This is a genomic window from Streptomyces sp. NPDC002779 (genome assembly GCF_042888685.1).
Classification (GTDB): domain Bacteria; phylum Actinomycetota; class Actinomycetes; order Streptomycetales; family Streptomycetaceae; genus Streptomyces.
Window position 1 is genome coordinate 582,837 of record NZ_JBIAQC010000001.1, and the last position, 17,931, is coordinate 600,767.

At 67.9% G+C, this 17,931-nt stretch carries 13 protein-coding genes; 4 read left to right on the forward strand and 9 right to left on the reverse strand.

The annotated features are described in order from the left end of the window. Nucleotide 1 precedes the first annotated feature (1 nt). The 8 genes from ACFYW5_RS02645 to ACFYW5_RS02680 form a co-directional block, all read right to left on the reverse strand. Complete coding sequence (locus tag ACFYW5_RS02645) at nucleotides 2-1,630, reverse strand: ABC transporter substrate-binding protein (protein WP_389415103.1); 1,629 nt, start codon at nucleotides 1,628-1,630, stop codon at nucleotides 2-4. A gap of 211 nt (nucleotides 1,631-1,841) precedes the next feature. Continuing rightward, a complete protein-coding gene (locus ACFYW5_RS02650; RefSeq protein ID WP_389415104.1) occupies nucleotides 1,842-2,951 on the reverse strand; it encodes an ABC transporter ATP-binding protein in 1,110 nt (369 codons plus the stop codon). 14 nt (nucleotides 2,952-2,965) lie between these two features. Next, nucleotides 2,966-4,027, reverse strand: coding sequence for an ABC transporter ATP-binding protein (locus ACFYW5_RS02655; RefSeq protein WP_389415105.1), 1,062 nt, complete (start codon nucleotides 4,025-4,027; stop codon nucleotides 2,966-2,968). A 16-nt stretch (nucleotides 4,028-4,043) separates the two neighbouring features. Further along, complete coding sequence (locus tag ACFYW5_RS02660) at nucleotides 4,044-5,021, reverse strand: ABC transporter permease (RefSeq protein WP_389415106.1); 978 nt, start codon at nucleotides 5,019-5,021, stop codon at nucleotides 4,044-4,046. Nucleotides 5,022-5,118: 97 nt separating this feature from the next. Next, a complete protein-coding gene (locus tag ACFYW5_RS02665; RefSeq protein WP_389415107.1) occupies nucleotides 5,119-6,909 on the reverse strand; it encodes an ABC transporter substrate-binding protein in 1,791 nt (596 codons plus the stop codon). Nucleotides 6,910-7,010: 101 nt separating this feature from the next. Next, on the reverse strand, nucleotides 7,011-8,057 hold the full coding sequence (locus ACFYW5_RS02670) for an ABC transporter permease (RefSeq protein WP_389415108.1): 1,047 nt from the start codon (nucleotides 8,055-8,057) through the stop codon (nucleotides 7,011-7,013). 361 nt (nucleotides 8,058-8,418) lie between these two features. Next, nucleotides 8,419-10,326, reverse strand: a complete 1,908-nt coding sequence (gene typA, locus ACFYW5_RS02675; protein WP_389415109.1) for a translational GTPase TypA — start codon at nucleotides 10,324-10,326, stop codon at nucleotides 8,419-8,421. Between the two features lie 195 nt (nucleotides 10,327-10,521). After that, nucleotides 10,522-12,681, reverse strand: coding sequence for an ABC transporter family substrate-binding protein (locus ACFYW5_RS02680; RefSeq protein WP_389415621.1), 2,160 nt, complete (start codon nucleotides 12,679-12,681; stop codon nucleotides 10,522-10,524). A gap of 323 nt (nucleotides 12,682-13,004) precedes the next feature. Here ACFYW5_RS02680 and ACFYW5_RS02685 point away from each other — a divergent pair, with 323 nt between their 5' ends. Genes ACFYW5_RS02685 through ACFYW5_RS02700 form a run of 4 tightly spaced genes read left to right on the forward strand, consistent with a single transcriptional unit; the run spans nucleotide 13,005 to nucleotide 16,864 of the window. Beyond that, nucleotides 13,005-13,295 carry a hypothetical protein gene (locus tag ACFYW5_RS02685; protein WP_389415110.1) on the forward strand — a complete coding sequence of 97 codons (291 nt, stop codon included), beginning with the start codon at nucleotides 13,005-13,007 and terminating at the stop codon, nucleotides 13,293-13,295. 19 nt (nucleotides 13,296-13,314) lie between these two features. Beyond that, nucleotides 13,315-14,136, forward strand: a complete 822-nt coding sequence (locus tag ACFYW5_RS02690; RefSeq protein ID WP_389415111.1) for a hypothetical protein — start codon at nucleotides 13,315-13,317, stop codon at nucleotides 14,134-14,136. Next, nucleotides 14,136-16,088: a fumarate reductase/succinate dehydrogenase flavoprotein subunit gene (locus tag ACFYW5_RS02695; RefSeq protein WP_389415112.1), complete on the forward strand. Its 1,953-nt coding sequence runs from the start codon at nucleotides 14,136-14,138 to the stop codon at nucleotides 16,086-16,088. Before ACFYW5_RS02690 ends, ACFYW5_RS02695 begins: the two co-directional genes overlap by 1 nt. Then, entirely contained in the window at nucleotides 16,085-16,864 is a 780-nt protein-coding gene (locus ACFYW5_RS02700) for a succinate dehydrogenase/fumarate reductase iron-sulfur subunit (RefSeq protein ID WP_389415113.1), read from the forward strand. The genes ACFYW5_RS02695 and ACFYW5_RS02700 overlap by 4 nt, the downstream gene beginning before the upstream one ends. On the opposite strand, the gene ACFYW5_RS02705 is transcribed toward ACFYW5_RS02700, so the two are convergent. After that, nucleotides 16,856-17,779, reverse strand: a complete 924-nt coding sequence (locus ACFYW5_RS02705; RefSeq protein ID WP_389415114.1) for a class I SAM-dependent methyltransferase — start codon at nucleotides 17,777-17,779, stop codon at nucleotides 16,856-16,858. The two genes, ACFYW5_RS02700 and ACFYW5_RS02705, sit on opposite strands and share 9 nt — an antisense overlap. Nucleotides 17,780-17,931 lie beyond the last annotated feature (152 nt).

The following is a 17,931-nucleotide window of genomic DNA, read 5'->3' on the forward strand; positions in this document are numbered from 1 at the left end:
CTCAGCCGACCTTGATCTCGTTGTAGACGGGGACGCTGAACGGGTTGAGCTTCACGTCGGACAGCCGCTCCGAGTAGCCCGCGCTGCCGTTCTGGTACCAGAGCGGGATGGCGGCCATGTTGTCCCGTACGACCTCCTCGGCGTCCTGGAAGAGGCCGACCGCCTTGGCGGTGTCGGTCTCGGCGTTGGCCTGGTCGACGAGGTCGTCGAACTCCTTGTTGGACCACTTGCCGTCGTTGGAGGAGGCGTTCGTGTAGTAGAGCGGCTGGAGGAAGTTCTGGATGAGCGGATAGTCCATCTGCCAGCCCGCGCGGAACGGGCCGCTCATCTTGAGGTCGGTGATCTGGCTGCGGAAGTCGGCGAAGGTGCCGACCGGGTTGCCGACGCAGGCGCGTTCGTTGTCGAGCGCGTTGTTGATGGAGTTGCAGACGGCGTCCACCCAGTCCTTGTGCGAGCCGGTGTCCGCGTTGTACGTGATCTTGACCTGGCCGCCGGGGAGCCCGCCGCCCTCCTCGATGAGCTGCTTGGCCGCGTCGGGGTCGTACTCGCAGGCGTCGCCGCAGAGCCCTTCCTTGAAGCCGCCGTCCTCGCCGAGCACCGGGGAGGTCCAGTCGGTGGCCGGGGTGCGGGTCTTCTGGAAGATGGTCTCGGTGATCTGGTCGCGGTCGATGGCCCGGGACAGGCCCGTGCGGACCTTCTCCATGCCGGCCTTGTTCCACTTGTCGTCGTAGTAAGGGAAGGCGAGCGTCTGGATGATGCCGGCGGGGGTGTTGAGGTAGCGGTCGCCGAGGTCGGCCTGGACGTTCTTGAGCTGGGCGGCGGGGACGTCGTCGACCAGGTCGAGGTTGCCGGCCATCAGGTCGGTGTAGGCGGTGTTGTTGTCGGTGTAGACCTTGAGGTCGACGCCGCCGTTCTGCGCCTTGTCCTCGCCGGGGTAGGCGTCCCAGGTGCGCAGGGACATCTGGGAGCCCTTGGCGTAGGAGTCGACGGTGTACGGGCCGTTGCCGACGGGCTTGCTCAGCCAGGCGTCGCGGTCGTCGAAGAACGCCTGCGGCAGCGGGGCGAAGGCCGGGTAGCCGAGGGTCTCGGGGAACGTGGAGAACTTCTGGCTGAGCTTGACGGTGAAGGTCTTGTCGTCGACGACCTTCAGCCCGGAGAGGGTGTCGGCGCTCTGCTTGCCGCCGTCCTCGGGGTGGGTCTTGTCGTAGCCCTCGATGTAGCTGAAGAAGTAGGCGTTCTTCTGGTTGTTCTTCAGGCTGGCGCCGTAGTTCCAGGCGTCCACGAAGGACTTGGCGGTGACCTTCTCGCCGTTGCTGAAGGACCAGTCCTTGAGGGTGACGGTGAAGTTCTGCGAGTCGGTCGTCTCGATCTTCTCGGCGAGCATGTCCGTCGCCTCGCCGGTCTCCGGGTCGTACCGCTTGAGGCCGCGGAAGATCATGTCGAGGACCTTGCCGCCCTGCACCTCATTGGTGTTGGCGGGCTCCAGCGGGTTCTGCGGATCGCCCCAGGAGGAGCTCAGCACCGCGCCGGTGTCCCCACCGCTGTCGCCGCCCCCGCCTCCGCAGGCCGACGCCGCGAGCGCTACCGCCGCCGCGCATGCGGCCCATTTGGCGTGCGTGGCTCCACGCATGGAGTCCTCCTCAGACTGCGCTGTGCTTGCGCTGTGTTTCCAGCGCCTGGACGCTGGGCTACTACCGGCAAATATCGGCCGATATGCCACACAACGCACACTCTTGCAGCCCTATGGGCTACAAACGCGACGGGCCTGCCCCCGGAGCGGATCGCACCCGGCCGGGGTGCGACCTGCTCCGGTGGACAGGCCCTGAAGAGGGAGAGTGGACTCAGTCCTGGTCGGCCTCGAGAGCGATGAGCGACGGGTCCATGACGACGTCCTCGTCGCGGGCCACGGTGGTCGGCTCCTCCGGGAAGTGGCACGCCGTCAGGTGACCGCCGCGGTTGCCGGAGATCTGCACGAGCGGGGGCTCCTCCGTGGCGCACTTGTCCTGCGCCTTCCAGCAGCGGGTGCGGAACCGGCAGCCGGACGGCGGGAAGATCGGCGAGGGGACGTCACCGTAGAGCCGGATCCGCTCCCGCTGCTCGACCTCGTCATCCACCTGCACCTCGGGCACTGCGGAGAGCAGAGCGTGGGTGTAGGGGTGCCGGGGCCGGTTGTAGATGGAGTCCCGGTCGCCGACCTCGACCACCTTGCCGAGATACATGACGGCCACGCGCTGCGAGAAGTGCCGCACGATCGCGAGGTCGTGGGCGATGAAGACGAAGGCGATGCCCAGCTCGTCCTGGACCTTCTGGAGCAGGTTCACCACCTGCGCCTGGATGGACACGTCCAGCGCCGAGACCGGCTCGTCGGCCACGATCAGCTTGGGGTTCAGCGCGAGCGCCCGGGCGACACCGATGCGCTGGCGCTGACCGCCCGAGAACTCGTGCGGGAAGCGGTTGTAGTGCTCGGGGTTGAGACCGACCAGCTCCAGCAGCTCCCGGACACGCTTCTCCCGGCCGCCCTCGGGGTTGATCCCGTTGACCTCCATCGGGGACTTGATGATGGAGCCGACGGTCTGCCGCGGGTTCAGCGAGGAGTACGGGTCCTGGAAGATCATCTGGATCTCGGACCGTACGGGCGCCAGCTGCCTGCGCGTGGCACGCGTGATGTCCTGACCGGCGTACGTGATCCGGCCCGCGGTCGGCTCCAGAAGCCGGGTGATCAGGCGCCCGGTGGTGGACTTGCCACAGCCCGACTCGCCGACCAGGCCCAGGCTCTCGCCCACGCCGACGCTCAGATCGACGCCGTCGACGGCCTGGACGGCGCCGACCCTGCGTTTGATCGGGAAGCCGCCGTAGATGGGGAAGTGCTTGGTCAGGCCCGTGACCTCCAGGAGCGGCTCCGAGGAGGTGGTGGAGCCCTGCTGTGCGGGGAGGGTGAGGTTCTCGCTCATGATCTCGGTTCTCCCTAGCGCAGCCGGGGCTGGATCTCGTCGATGAAGATGGTCTGCTTCTGCTCCACCGAGAGGTGGCAGGCGGAGGCGCGGCCCTCGCCCAGGGGCGGCCGGGATTCGCTGCACAGATTGCCGGGCACCTTGTCACGGAAGGCGCAGCGCGGGTGGAAGGGGCATCCGGTCGGCGGGTTCAGCAGCGACGGCGGGCTGCCCGGGATCGGTGTCAGTTCCTGCTCGATGTCGCCGTCCAGGCGCGGCATGGAGCTGAGCAGGCCCCAGGTGTACGGGTGCCTCGGGGTGCGCAGCACTTCCTTTACGGAGCCGCGCTCGACGGCCCGGCCCGCGTACATCACCAGCAGGTCGTCGGCCATGTTGGCGATGACGCCGAGGTCGTGGGTGATGAAGACGATCGCGGAGCCGAACTCCTGCTGCAGGTCCTTCAGCAGGTCGAGGATCTGCGCCTGCACGGTCACGTCGAGCGCGGTGGTCGGCTCGTCGGCGATCAGCAGTTCGGGGTCGCACATCAGGGCCATGGCGATCATCGCGCGCTGACGCATACCGCCGGAGAACTGGTGCGGGTAGTCGTCGAAGCGCACCTTGGGCTGCGGGATGCCGACCTTCTCCAGCATCTGGATCGCCCGGTCCTTGGCCTCCTTCTTGGAGGCCCCCATGTGCTTCATGTACGGCTCGGAGAGCTGCCGTCCCACCGTGTAGTACGGCGACAGCGCCGTCAGCGGGTCCTGGAAGATCATCGCCATCTTGTTGCCGCGGAGCTTCTCCAGCTCCTTCTCCTTGGCGGTGACGAGCTCCTGGCCGTCCAGGACGATCTCGCCGTCGATGGTGGTGGTCCGCGGGTTGTGCAGGCCCAGGACGGTCAGGTTGGTGACGGACTTGCCGGAGCCCGACTCGCCGACGATGCCCAGGGTCTTGCCGCGTTCGACATCGAAGGAAAGGCCGTCGACCGCCTTGACGATGCCGTCCTCGGTGGAGAACTGCACCCGCAGGTCACGGACCGAGAGGAAGCTCTCGGGCCCGGTCGGGGCCGGGACGTCCTCGGTTTTGGTCAGTGTGGTCACGGTGGTTCGTTCTTCCTTAGGAGAGTCGGACGCGCGGGTCGATCCAGGCGTACGCGATGTCGACGAGGATGTTGAGGAGCAGGATGAAGAAGGCTCCGACCAGCATGACGCCCATCGTCAGTGGGAGGTCCTTCGTGACCGCTCCATCCACGGCGAGGCGGCCGATCCCCTGAAGGTCAAAGGTGAGTTCGGTGACGACACCGCCGCCGAGCAGCGAGCTGAGGTCGATGCCGAGGATGGTCACGATCGGGATGAGCGAACCGCGCCAGGCGTAGCGGAAGAACACGTACTTCTTGCCCATGCCCTTGGCCCGGGCGGTGCGCACGTGCTCCTCCTGCAGCTGCTCGATCATCGAGGAGCGCGCCATACGGGTGTACTGGCCGGTGAAGATCGTCGCCATGACGGCCATGGGGATCCACAGACCGGCAAGCCAGCCGAACGGGTCGTCGGTGAACGGGACGTACTTCGGGTTCTCCACCCAGCCGGTGCTGTACACGAAGATCAGCAGCACGATCGGGCCGAGGAAGTAGATCTGGAACGAGCTGAGCACCATGGACGCGCCGGTGGCGGCCTTGTCGATCATCGTGCCCCGCCGGTAGGCGGCCACCATGCCCGCGCCGATTCCGACGACGAGGAAGACGACCAGGGCGCCGGCCGTCAGGGACAGGGTCAGCGGGAGGCGGTCCATGATGATGGCGGTGACGTTGTCGTTGTAGAAGAACGACCGGCCCAGGCACGGGGCGGGGCAGTCACCCTGCGGGAAGTCACGGCCGGCCACGATGCCGGACATGAACTCCCAGAACTGCGTGGCAAGCGGCTGGTTGAGGCCGAGGGCCTGCCGGATGTCCTCCAGTCGCTCGGGCGAGCAGTCCTTGCCACAGGCCAGGGAGGCGTAGTCGGACGGCGCGGCGACGAAGAGGAAGAAGGTTGCGGCGCCGATCAGGAACAAGGTGACGACGGCACCGACCGAGCGCCGGAGGATGAACTGAAGCATGGCGGGGGGCTGCTCTCTGCGGAGACGGTGGACGGGTTCACGGAACCGCGGGGACGCGCTCCGCCTGGTGCGCGCCCCCGCGAACAGCCGTAGAGAGCTACGACTTCAGGAACACTCGAGTCACGTCCAGGTAGCTGGACTCAGTGCTGTAGCGGGCACCGCCGACGTTCGAGCCGTAGAGCTGGAACTGCTTGGTGTACCACAGCGGGGCGGCCGGGTTGACCTCCTCGAGGATGTACTTGTGAGCCTCTTCCCAGGTCTTGGCGGCCTTCTCCGGCTGCTCGGTCAGGGCCTTATTGATCAGCTCCTGGACCTTCGGGTCGTCGATGTGGGAGTAGTTCGGCGCACCGTCGGCGACCTGGTCACCGTCGTAGATCGGCGTCACGACCGTCGCGGCGGACGGCCAGTCCTGGCCCCAGCCGGTGATGTAGATGTCGAACGGGTTGTCGAGCTTGCCGATCTGCTCGTAGTAGCTCGCGGCGTCGATCTCCTTGGAGACGACGTCGAAGCCGACCTTGCCGAGGGCGTCCTCGATGGCGACCTTGCGCTTCTGGCCCGCCTCGGAGTTGGCGTAGGCGAAGACCAGCTTCTTCTCGGACGCCGGAACGTCGGCGAGCAGTTCCTTGGCCTTCTCGATGTTGCCCGCCGGCGTCTTCAGACGGCCGTAGGGGTCGTACTTCGCGTCGTAGCCCGGCAGGGTCGGGGCGAACAGGTTCGGGGCGACGTCGCCACCGAACGCGCCACCCTCACCGGCGATCAGCGACTTGGAGTTCACCGCGTAGGTGGCGGCGTCACGGACGGCCTTGTTCTTGACGCGGTCCATGTTGAACGTCAGCGTCATCACGTAGGGCTGGTAGCCCTTGATGGTGCGCTTGTTGACGGCCGGGGCGCCGATGACGTCCTGGATCTGGGTGGCGTCGACACCGCCGGTGAACTGGATGGCGTTCTTGGCGTCACCCTGGTCGGAGATCAGACGCTTGGTCTGGGACGACTCGGTGATGCCGAACTCGAAGTTGAAGCCGTCCACGTACTGGTGACGCACCGAGTCCGTCTTCGGGTCCCACTTCTCGTTCTTGACGAGCTTCAGGGTCTTGCCGGCCTTGAACTCCGCGATCTTGTACGGGCCGAGGGCGACCGGAGCCGTGTCGTACTTCTCCTTCGTGTCGGACTCCTCCGGCACGATGGAGTAGCCCGGCATGGCCAGCGTCATCGGCAGGTCGGGACGCGGGGTGTCGAAGTGGAAGACGATCGTCTTGTCGTCCGGGGTCTCCAGGACCGAGTCCGGCAGGTGCTTCTTGCCGAAGCCGCCGTCCGGCAGCTCCTTGCGGTAGTCCGGGCCGCTCAGCCAGGTCTGGAGGTAGGTCGGGCCGTCGAAGATGAACTCGGCGTACAGGCGCTCGACGGTGTGGCGGACGTCGGCGGAGGTTATCTCCTTGCCGTTCTCGTCCTTGATGCCGTCCTTCAGCTTGAACGTCCAGGTCTTGTTGTCGTTGGACGACTGACCGGAGTCGGTCGCGAGGTCACCCACGACGGCGACGCCGCCCTTGCCGTCCTCCTCGAAGTTGGTCAGGCCACGGAAGACCAGGTTGGCGAACTGACCGGCGTCCGAGACGTAGATCTGGCCCGGGTCCATGTGCGAGAGACCGGACTCCTGGTAGACCGTGACGGTGCCACCCGGCTTGGCCCCGGGGACCTCCTCGGCCGGACCGGTCGAAGCCTTGGCGTCCAGGTAGGCGACACCCTGGGACTGCTCCTTGGCCTTGTCCTGGCTCTCGCCCTTCTCCCCACCGGTGTTTCCGGTGTTCTCCGAGCAGCCCGTGAGCGCGAGGGAGCCGGCCGCGATGGCGACCATGATGGCGCGCGCTCTGCGCGAGGTGAACGACTTCATAGCGGTGAATGCACCTACCTGTCGGTTGTTGTCCGTATGTACTGCCTGACGCGGCTGGTAGGCCGACGTGGGGGCGGCAGCCACCCCCCACCAAGGACGGCTCAGCGCCCGGACTTGGGGTCGAAGGCATCCCGTACCGAGTCTCCGAGGAGGTTGAAGCACAGGATGAAGATCACGAGCGCCACACCCGGGAAGAAGATGAACGCTGGGTCCTGCTGGGTGTAGTCGGCGCCGGCGGCGAACAGACGCCCCCAGTCCGGGGTGGGCTCGACGAAGCCGACGCCCGCGAAGGAGAGGAAGGCGATGGTGAGGATGGTGCTGGGCAGCTGGTACGTGAACTGCACCAGCACCGGGGTGACGATGTTCGGCAGGACCTCCTTGCGGATGATCCGGCCCGGTGAGGCCCCGGACACCTTGGCGGCCTCGATGAACTCCCGCTCACGCAGGGCCAGTACCACCGAGCGGACAAGACGGGACATACCCATCCAGCCGAGCACCCACAGCACGATCAGGATAGCCAGCGCCCGGAAGTACGTGGGCGTCTCGTCCCGCGGGTCCACGAAGAACGAGGTCACCACGGGCATGAAGGCGATGAAGAACAGCTGCGACGGGAAGGACAGGAAGAAGTCCGTGACCCGGCCGAGCCAGTAGTCGGTGCGACCGGCGAAGTAGCCGCCGACCAGACCGATGATCACGCCGGTCACAGTCAGCAGGACCGACACTCCGAGCGCCATGAACAGCGACGTCCGCATGCCGTACACCAGCATGGCGAACAGATCGCGGCCGTACTGCGGCTCCACGCCGAACCAGTGATCGGCCGACATTCCGCCGAAGTAGCCGAGCGGAAGACCGAACTCGTCCAGGACCGGCTTGTCCGCGTACGTCGGATCCTGACCGTACAGGGTGTACGGGTTGGTGCCGCTGATCGCGGTGAGCAACGGCGCGCACAAGGCCACGACGAAGAAAAAAATCACTACGCCGGCACAGAAGACCCCTGTACGGTCACGCCTGAAGCGCTGCCACATCAACTGCCCGGGAGATCGACCCTCAAGCTTCTTTGGCTTGTCGGCAACCTCTGAGGTTGCTTCGAGTTCAGGGTCCAAGGCGACCGCGGACCCGGAGCCCTCGGCCTTCGTCGGACTGGTCATGTGTGTTCTTCCCCCGGGGGGTTGGAGAGTTGAGCGCAGCACAGTTACCGGCAGGTTCTGCGGTTTGGGGGAACTGTCGCCAAATGCATCAACGCGCGTCAAGGGCGTAAGACATAGGGATCTCCCTACCGTCAATATTTTGAGCAAAAATTGCAAAGATTGACACCTGCGCGCGCTTGACAAGTGAGACGGCAAACCGTCAAATCAGACATTTAAGTTCAATTTTGCCGTTTACACGTCCGAAACTTGAGTTCCGGAGCACCGATATTCGAACAAGGGTTACGGGCCGCTGAAGCCGAGGCTTCGGCGCACGACCAGAAGCCCCTCGGCGGCTGCCGAGGGGCTTCTGTGTGAGGGTGCGTCAGCCGTGCTTGGCGCGGCTCGCGGCGCGGGCGCGCTCGCGGGCGTCCAGGTTCACCTTGCGGATGCGAACGGCCTCCGGGGTGACCTCGACGCACTCGTCGTCGCGGCAGAACTCCAGCGACTGCTCCAGGGAGAGCTTGCGCGGCGGGACGATCGCCTCGAACGAATCGGCCGAGGACGACCGCATGTTGGTGAGCTTCTTCTCCTTGGTGATGTTGACGTCCATGTCGTCGGAGCGCGAGTTCTCGCCGACGATCATGCCCTCGTACACCTCGGTGCCCGGGTCCACGAAGAGCACGCCGCGCTCCTGGAGGTTCGTCATCGCGAACGCGGTGACGGCACCGGCGCGGTCGGCGACCAGGGAACCGTTGTTACGGGTCTGGAGCGTGCCGAACCAGGGCTCGAAGCCCTCGTGGATGGAGTGGCCGATACCCGTACCGCGGGTCTGGGTCAGGAACTCGGTGCGGAACCCGATGAGTCCGCGGGACGGCACCACGAACTCCATGCGGACCCAGCCGGAGCCGTGGTTGGACATGTTGTCCATCCGGCCCTTGCGGACGCCCATGAGCTGCGTGACCGCGCCCATGTGCTCCTCGGGCACGTCGATCGTCATGCGCTCGACCGGCTCGTAGACCTTGCCGTCGATCTCCTTGGTGACGACCTGGGGCTTGCCGATGGTCAGCTCGAAGCCCTCGCGGCGCATCTGCTCGACCAGGATGGCGAGCGCGAGCTCACCACGGCCCTGGACCTCCCAGGCGTCGGGGCGCTCGGTGTCGAGGACGCGGAGCGAGACGTTGCCGATCAGCTCGCGGTCGAGGCGGTCCTTGACCTGGCGGGCGGTGACCTTGCGGTCCTTGACGGCCGCCTTGGCGTCGGCGCCCTTGCCGGTGCCGCCGCGGCCGACCAGCGGGGAGGTGTTGGTGCCGATGGTCATGGAGATCGCCGGCTCGTCGACCGTGATCAGCGGGAGCGCGACGGGGTTCTCGGGGTCGGCGAGGGTCTCGCCGATCATGATGTCCGCGATACCGGCGACAGCGCAGATGTCACCGGGGCCGGCCACCTCGGCGGGCCTGCGGGTGAGCGCCTCGGTCATCATCAGCTCGGTGATGCGGACGTTGCTGATCGTTCCGTCACGCTTGATCCACGCGACCGTCTGGCCCTTCCTGAGCTCGCCCTGCTCGACCCGCAGCAGCGCGATACGGCCGAGGAAGTTGTCGGCGTCCAGGTTGGTGACGTGCGCCTGCAGCGGGGCGGCCTCGTCGTAGGTCGGGGCCGGGACGTGCTCCAGGATGGTGGAGAAGAACGGCTCCAGGCTGGTCGAGTCGGCCGGGACGGTGCCGTCCTCCGGCTTGGTCAGCGAGGCGATGCCGTCACGGCCGCACGCGTAGACGATCGGGAACTCGATCTGGTCCTCGTCGGCGTCCAGGTCGAGGAAGAGGTCGTACGTCTCGTTGACGACCTCGTCGATCCGGGAGTCGGGCCGGTCCGTCTTGTTGATGCACAGGATGACCGGCAGCCGCTGCTGGAGCGCCTTGCGGAGCACGAAGCGGGTCTGCGGCAGCGGGCCCTCGGAGGCGTCCACGAGCAGCACGACGGCGTCCACCATCGACAGGCCGCGCTCGACCTCACCGCCGAAGTCGGCGTGGCCGGGGGTGTCGATGATGTTGATGGTGATGACGTCGCCGCCATCCTTCGGGTGGTACTTGACGGCCGTGTTCTTGGCCAGGATCGTGATGCCCTTCTCACGCTCCAGATCGTTCGAGTCCATCATGCGGTCGTCGAGGGACTCGGCGGCGTGCGCGGCGAAGGAGCCGGCCTGCTTGAGCATGGCATCGACGATGGTCGTCTTGCCGTGGTCGACGTGAGCGACGATGGCGACGTTACGAATGTCGTGGCGCGTGGCCATATTGCGGCGTTCTCCCGGAGTGTGAGGACGGCCTGCGCGTACCTAGGTGTTACGCGGGCCCTGCCGGGCTTGACATGCCACGGCCTCACCCCATGGTACGGGGCCCACGGTGTGCAAGCGCGCCGGGATACATCCGTGCAGGTGAACGCGGGTTTACGGGGCCGACGGCGACCGTCGGCCCCGTAAAAGTCACCCCTACTTCTTCGACGGGCCCGCCGCCGGTCGCGCGCCCTTCTTCACGAAGCCCATGTCCTCGTAGACCGGGGTCTGGAAGCCGAAGGCACCCGCGTTGGCCAGGTTCTTCCTCGCCGCCGTCAGCTGAGGGCGCTGGTAGAGCGGGATCGAGCCGGCCGCGGCCCAGATCCTCGAGTCCGCCTTGCGGATGAGGCTCTTCGTTTCGCCCTCGTTCAGCGTGGAGACAGCTTGGTCGAACAGCTGGTCCACCTGGTCGGTGCCCACCCGGGTGTAGTTCTGCTCGACGTTCAGGGAGCCGTCGGCGGCCGGGACGGGCTTGGCGTAGATCGGGCGGGCGTCGGTGGCCGGGAAGGCGGAGGCCGGCCAGGAGTACAGCGCCAGGTCGTACTCGCCGGAGGCGATGTGGTCCTTGAAGTAGCTCTCGTCCGACACCTTGGACAGCTCCGTGCGGATGCCGACCCGGTCCAGCATCCGCCGGATGCGCTCCGCGACCGTCTGCAGCGTCTGCGAGCCCGGGCCCGAGGGGAGCACGAAGCGGAGCGTCAGGGCCTTGCCGTCCTTGGCCAGCGCTCCGGCCGCGGCGCCCGCGGGAGCCGCCGTGCCCTTCGGGGCGTACGCGCCCGGCGCGCCGCCCTGCTTCAGCTCGTGCCGCTTCTTCTCCCGGTCCGCCTCGGCGGGCGCCTTGTCGTCACCGACGATGTACGTGCCGTCGTCGCCGCCCCCGGACTCCTTCTCCTTCTCCTCCTTGCTCTCCTTGCTCTCCTTCTTCTTCCCGCTGTCCTGCTCGCCCTCGGCGCCTGCGGCCTTCTCGTTCTTCTTCTGCTTCACCGGTCCGCCGCGCACCCACCCGGCGTCCGCGAGCAGCGCCTGGGCCTCCGCGGTGTCCTGGCCGCCCAGCGCGCCGCTGTTGTCGGCGTAGGCGGCCTGTCCGGCGAGCGCCAGATGGCTGCCGACGGGCTCCGCGGGCAGTCCCAGCGGCTTCAGGACGGCCCCGGCGAGCTCCTTGCGGTCCAGCGCGCGGGCCACCGCCCGGCGCACCCGCTCGTCGGCGAGCGGACCGTCGGCGCCGTTGAGGGCGAGCTGGGTGAAGGCGGGCTCCAGCGAGCGGCGCACCTCGAAGCCGCGCAGGGCCTGCTGGCGGCGTTCGTCCTTGGTGAGCGCCCGGCGCTCCTTCTTGCGCGCGCTGATCTCGTCCTCGGCCGCCTCCTCGTCGGAGCCGTCGCTGCCGGGGCCGGCCAGGGGGGTGGCGCTCTGGCGCGGGGTGGCGGCGCCGTTGCCGCCGGCGCGGGCGGCGAGCCCGATCCGGCGGACCGTCTCGGGGTCGATCTCGGCCAGGTCGAGCGTGCCGGCGGTCAGCGCCGCGGCCCGCTTGTCGCGGGGCACCGCGCGCAGCACGATCTCGTTCAGCTTGGCCTGGCTGCCCCACCAGCGCGGATTGCGGGTGAGGGTGATCTCGTCGTCCTCGCGGTCGACCTTCTTGACGGAGAAGGGTCCGGCGGTGACCTTGAGCTTGCGGCGAGCGCCGTCGTTGAAGGCGTCCGGGGTGCCCATGACGTCCTTCGGGTACAGCGGCGAGAACAGCGAGCGCCAGTCGGCGTAGGGCCGGGCGAAGGTGACCTTGACCTCCAGGTCGTTGGCCCCGCGCTCGATCCGCTCGATGCGCTCGTAGCCTGCGTTGCGCGCGGTCCAGTAGGCGGAGTCCTTGCCGGACAGGGCGCGCCACTGGGCGGCGAAGTCGGCGGCGCCGATCTCGCGGCCGTCGCTCCAGACGGCCTGCTGGTGGAGCTTGTACAGCACGACCTGCCTGGGCTCGGTCCCGACGACCTTGGCGGACTCCAGGTAGTCGGGGTTCAGTTCCGGGCGCCCGCGCTCGTCGAGGCGGAACATCGACGGCAGGACGGCCTGGGCGACCCGGGTAGTGGTGGCGTCGGCGTCGGCCTGGAAGGTGTTCAGGGTCTCCGGCACCGAGTCGACGGCCCAGCGCAGGGTGCCGCCGTCGGCGACCAGGGAGCGGGCGGCGGGGGCGATGTCCTGCCCGGCGAGCGGCTTGCCCGCGGGGTCCTCGGAGGCGCAGCCCGCCAGGGCGGTCACCGCGAGCGCGCCCGCGGTGAGGAAGATGACCGAGCGCAGCGCTCCGCGGGAAAGGCCGTGCGGGGCCATCGGTTGTCTGCGGGCGCGTCGTGGCTGGTCGGACATCTCTGCTTACCTCCGTGAGCCGCGGGGGTTATGATCACTTTTGGCGGTATATGGTGCTGATCACATCTATGCGGCCACTGAAGAGGAAAGGGTTCGGCAACGGGCGGCGACACGGCGGGCCACGCCAGGAACCCCACCCGTGCGGCGCAACGCACCACGCGATGCACCTATGCGCCTCGGCCAATCGGTGCACATCCCTTCACAGCGACAGGTGTGACGCGCGACACTCGCAGGCGCATGAACGTTGCCACCCACGGCCGCGCGGCCGACGGAAGCGAGGTCACGTCATGTCCGTGCACGACGACCTGACAGCACTGCAGCGGTGCCTCGACGACCTGAACAGGTCGGTGAGCCGTCTGGAACAGCAGCTCGGAAGCGACGGTCTGGACATCCGCCGCGTCCGCACCGACTGCGATCACCTGCGCGAGAGCGTGGCCCTGCTGCGCGCGGCGGCCAGCGCCCCCGCGGCACAGAAGCGCCCCGATCTCGTCACCATCCCCGACACCCCGTACGACGACTCTCTGTGGATCGACACGGACGACGAGGGTCTAGGCGCCCGGGACCGACGAGCCCCCTGAACCCGACCGGAGTCAAACGTTGGCCACTGGTACGGAACCCCATCTGAACAGCGGCGGTGTACGCAGCGGTACGCGCGCCGCGATCACCGCCCCGCATCTGCGGACCGACCGCTGGTGGCTGGCGCCCGCCGCCACCGCGGCCGGTCTGCTGGCGTTCATCGTCTACTCGACCTGGCGCGCGTTCGCCAACGCCGACTACTACGCGGCGCCCTATGTCTCGCCGTTCTACTCCCCCTGCCTCGCGGAGAACTGCGAGCCGATGCGCAACGGCCCCAACTGGGAGATCTTCGGCAGCTGGTGGGGCCTCTCGCCCGCCGTCCTGATCCTGATCTTCCCGCTGGGCTTCCGGCTGACCTGCTACTACTACCGCAAGGCCTACTACCGGGGCTTCTGGGCCTCCCCACCGGCCTGCGCGGTGGCCGAGCCGCACAAGAAGTACTCCGGTGAGACCCGCTTCCCGCTGATCCTGCAGAACATCCACCGGTACTTCTTCTACGCCGCGATCCCGGTCGCCGGCATCCTGACGTACGACACCGTGCTGACCTTCCGCGACGAGCACTACGCGTGGGGCCACATGGGCCTCGGCACCCTGGTGTTCCTCGTCAACATCGTGCTGATCTGGGCGTACACGATCTCCTGCCACTCCTGCCGGCACATCGTCGGCGGCAAGCTCAAGCACTTCTCCAAGCATCCCGTGCGCTACCGGATGTGGCAGTGGGTCGGCAAGCTCAACGCCCGGCACATGCTGCTCGCCTGGTCGTCGTTGGTGAGCGTGGCGCTCGCCGACTTCTACGTCTATCTCGTCGCGTCCGGTGCCTTCGACGATCCGAGGTTGTTCTGATGTCCGTGGTGGACCGGCAGGAGTGGGACGTCGTCGTGGTCGGTGCCGGGGGTGCGGGCCTCCGGGCGGCCATCGAGGCACGCGAGCGGGGCGCCCGTACGGCGGTGATCTGCAAGTCGCTGTTCGGCAAGGCGCACACGGTGATGGCCGAGGGCGGCATCGCCGCCGCCATGGCCAACGCCAACGAGCACGACAACTGGCAGGTCCACTTCCGCGACACCATGCGCGGCGGCAAGTTCCTCAACCAGTGGCGGATGGCCGAACTGCACGCGCAGGAGGCCCCGCACCGGGTGTGGGAGCTGGAGACCTGGGGCGCCCTGTTCGACCGTACGAAGGACGGCCGGATCTCCCAGCGCAACTTCGGCGGCCACGAGTACCCCCGGCTCGCGCACGTCGGCGACCGCACCGGCCTGGAGCTCATCCGCACCCTGCAGCAGAAGATCGTGTCCCTGCAGCAGCAGGACTTCAAGGAGACCGGCGACTACGAGGCCCGGCTGAAGGTCTTCCAGGAGTGCACGGTCACGAGGGTGCTGAAAGACACAGCATCCCATAGCGGCTCCGCCGCGGGCCGCGTCTCGGGCGTCTTCGCCTACGACCGTGAGACCGGCCGTTTCTTCGTGCTGGAAGCGCCCGCCGTGGTGATCGCCACCGGTGGCATCGGCAAGTCCTTCAAGGTGACGTCGAACTCGTGGGAGTACACCGGCGACGGCCACGCGCTGGCGCTGCTCGCGGGAGCGCCGCTGCTGAACATGGAGTTCGTGCAGTTCCACCCGACGGGCATGGTCTGGCCGCCCTCGGTCAAGGGCATCCTCGTCACGGAGTCCGTCCGCGGCGACGGCGGGGTGCTGCGGAACTCCGAGGGCAAGCGGTTCATGTTCGACTACGTCCCGGACGTCTTCAAGGAGAAGTACGCCGAGTCCGAGGAAGAGGGCGACCGCTGGTACGAGGACCCGGACAACAACCGGCGCCCTCCCGAGCTGCTCCCCCGCGACGAGGTGGCCCGTGCGATCAACTCCGAGGTGAAGGCGGGCCGCGGCTCCCCGCACGGCGGGGTGTTCCTGGACGTCTCGACGCGGATGCCCGCCGAGGTGATCAAGCGCCGACTGCCGTCCATGTACCACCAGTTCAAGGAGCTGGCGGACGTGGACATCACGGCCGAGGCGATGGAGGTCGGGCCGACCTGTCACTACGTGATGGGCGGGATCGCGGTCGAGTCCGACACGGCGGCGGCCCGCGGGGTGCCGGGGCTGTTCGCGGCCGGTGAGGTCGCGGGCGGGATGCACGGCTCCAACCGGCTCGGCGGTAACTCGCTCTCCGACCTGCTGGTGTTCGGGCGCCGGGCGGGCTGGCACGCGGCCGAGTACGCGGCGGCCCTCGCCGTGGAGCGCCCCGAGGTGGACGACGCCCAGGTGGACGCCGCGGCGGCCGAGGCGCTGCGCCCCTTCTCCGCGGAGAGCCCCGACGAGGCCGCGCCGGAGAACCCGTACACCCTCCACCAGGAGCTCCAGCAGACCATGAACGACCTGGTCGGCATCATCCGCCGCGAGGGCGAGATGGCGCACGCGCTGGAGAAGCTGGCCGAGCTGCGGGTCCGGGCCCGGCGGGCCGGGGTCGAGGGGCACCGGCAGTTCAACCCGGGCTGGCACCTCGCCCTGGACCTCAGGAACATGCTGCTGGTCAGCGAGTGCGTGGCGCGGGCCGCGCTGGAGCGCACCGAGTCGCGCGGCGGCCACACCCGCGAGGACCATCCCGGCATGGAGCGCACCTGGCGCAACGTCAACCTGCTGTGCCGGCTGGCCGACCCCACCGGCGGTCTCGCGGCGACCGACCCGGAGCGCGGCCAGATCGACCTCGGCCGCGAGCACACCGACCCCATCCGCCCGGACCTGCTCGCCCTCTTCGACAAGGAGGAGCTGGTCAAGTACCTCGCCGAAGAGGAGCTGTACGAGTGAGCAGCTACGAGGCCCGCTTCAAGGTGTGGCGGGGTGACGTCGGCGGCGGCGGCCTCGAGGACTTCAGGATCGAGGTGAACGACGGCGAGGTGGTGCTGGACATCATCCACCGCCTCCAGGCCACCCAGGCCCCGGATCTCGCCGTCCGCTGGAACTGCAAGGCGGGCAAGTGCGGTTCGTGCTCGGCGGAGATCAACGGCCGGCCGCGGCTGCTGTGCATGACGCGGATGTCGGTGTTCGACCGCGAGGAGACGATCACCGTCACTCCGCTGCGCGCCTTCCCGGTCGTCCGGGATCTCGTCACGGACGTCGGCTTCAACTACACCAAGGCGCGCGAGATCCCGGCCTTCGTGCCGCCCGAGGGGGTCGGCCCCGGCGAGTACCGGATGATGCAGGAGGACGTGGACCGCTCACAGGAGTTCCGCAAGTGCATCGAGTGCTTCCTGTGCCAGGACACCTGCCATGTGGTCCGTGACCACGAGGAGAACAAGCAGGCGTTCGCCGGGCCGCGCTTCCTGATGCGGGTGGCGGAGCTGGACATGCACCCGCTGGACGCCGCCGCCGAGTCCGGCCTGGACCGCAAGAGCAGCGCCCAGGACGAACACGGCCTCGGTTACTGCAACATCACGAAATGCTGTACGGAGGTCTGCCCCGAGGGCATCAAGATCACGGACAACGCGCTGATCCCGTTGAAGGAGCGGGCCGTGGACCGCAAGTACGACCCGCTGGTGTGGCTGGGGAACAAGATCCGGCGGCGGCCCGCGTCCTCAGGCTGAGGCGGCCCGCAGGTACCCCGAGTGCGCCACCTGGCCCAGGAACCTGAACCGGGTGTCCGTGATCATGTGCTTCTCGAACGCCTCCTTGATCCCGGGCCACTTGGGGTGCCCGAAGTCGTCGAGTACGACGATCCCGCCCGGTGCGACGATCTGCTCCGCCCACTCCAGGTCGGCGGCGACACCGGCGGCGGAGTGGTCGCCGTCGACGATGACCACGCCGTAGGAACGGTCCGAGACCAGGGACCTGACCTCCGGGTCCTCGGAGAAGCCGGGCTGGATGCGGGCGGCGGCACCGGCCGCTCCGGCGAGGCTCAGATTGGTGCGCACGGCGGCCAGGTCGACCGGGGTGCCGGAGGCGTCGTGGCCCATGGTCGCGCCGGGCTGGAGCTGGGTCCCGGCGAGCGGGTCGACGATGGTCAGGCTCGGCGCCCGCCCGGCACGCTCCGACATCCGGATGAGCGCGGCGCCGAACATCCCGTACAGAGTGCCGATCTCGAGGATCTCGTCGTTCGGGGCGTCGAGCAGCGGGACCGCGGAGAGCTTGCCGACGATGTTCATGGTGCCGCCGGCGATCCGTCCGACGCCGAGCGCCTCCAGCGCGATGAGCAGCCGGAACGCCTGGGCGACCGTGCGCTCGCAGGCCTGCCGTTCGGCGCCGGTGACCTGCTCCAGCTCGGAGATGGTGGTGTTGAGGTGGGAGGCCGAGGGCAGCCGGGACGCGCCCCGCCCGGTGCCGTCGAAGAACAGCTCCAGGGGACGCTGCCGGTTGCGCAGCGTTCTCAGTTCCTTCTGGAGCGCGTCCTTCGAGGCGATCTCGACATGGCGGCGGACCTCTCGCTCGATGCGCTGGTCGATCAGCTGAACGATCGGACGCAGGGCCCGTCGAGCGGCCTTGCTGGTGATTAGCGTTCGCATTGGTGGACGGTAGGTCGCTCATAGCCCCTCCACAACAAACAAAAGGGTGCGTCGAGTTAAATCACATATGACGTTCCGGTCACGACATGTTCACCTCACCCAGGTTTCGCCGCCCGTGTCCCGGACGCCCCCGGTCGCGTACTCGGATTCCT

Bases quoted from the DNA above. Each gene is read 5' to 3' on its own strand.
- ACFYW5_RS02705 (WP_389415114.1), bottom strand. From the start codon at position 17,779: ATGCGAACGCTAATCACCAGCAAGGCCGCTCGACGGGCCCTGCGTCCG.
- ACFYW5_RS02695 (WP_389415112.1), top strand. From the start codon at position 14,136: ATGTCCGTGGTGGACCGGCAGGAGTGGGACGTCGTCGTGGTCGGTGCC.
- ACFYW5_RS02670 (WP_389415108.1), bottom strand. From the start codon at position 8,057: ATGACCAGTCCGACGAAGGCCGAGGGCTCCGGGTCCGCGGTCGCCTTG.
- ACFYW5_RS02680 (WP_389415621.1), bottom strand. From the start codon at position 12,681: ATGGCCCCGCACGGCCTTTCCCGCGGAGCGCTGCGCTCGGTCATCTTC.
- ACFYW5_RS02645 (WP_389415103.1), bottom strand. From the start codon at position 1,630: ATGCGTGGAGCCACGCACGCCAAATGGGCCGCATGCGCGGCGGCGGTA.
- ACFYW5_RS02650 (WP_389415104.1), bottom strand. From the start codon at position 2,951: ATGAGCGAGAACCTCACCCTCCCCGCACAGCAGGGCTCCACCACCTCC.
- ACFYW5_RS02665 (WP_389415107.1), bottom strand. From the start codon at position 6,909: ATGAAGTCGTTCACCTCGCGCAGAGCGCGCGCCATCATGGTCGCCATC.
- ACFYW5_RS02660 (WP_389415106.1), bottom strand. From the start codon at position 5,021: ATGCTTCAGTTCATCCTCCGGCGCTCGGTCGGTGCCGTCGTCACCTTG.
- ACFYW5_RS02685 (WP_389415110.1), top strand. From the start codon at position 13,005: ATGTCCGTGCACGACGACCTGACAGCACTGCAGCGGTGCCTCGACGAC.
- typA (WP_389415109.1), bottom strand. From the start codon at position 10,326: ATGGCCACGCGCCACGACATTCGTAACGTCGCCATCGTCGCTCACGTC.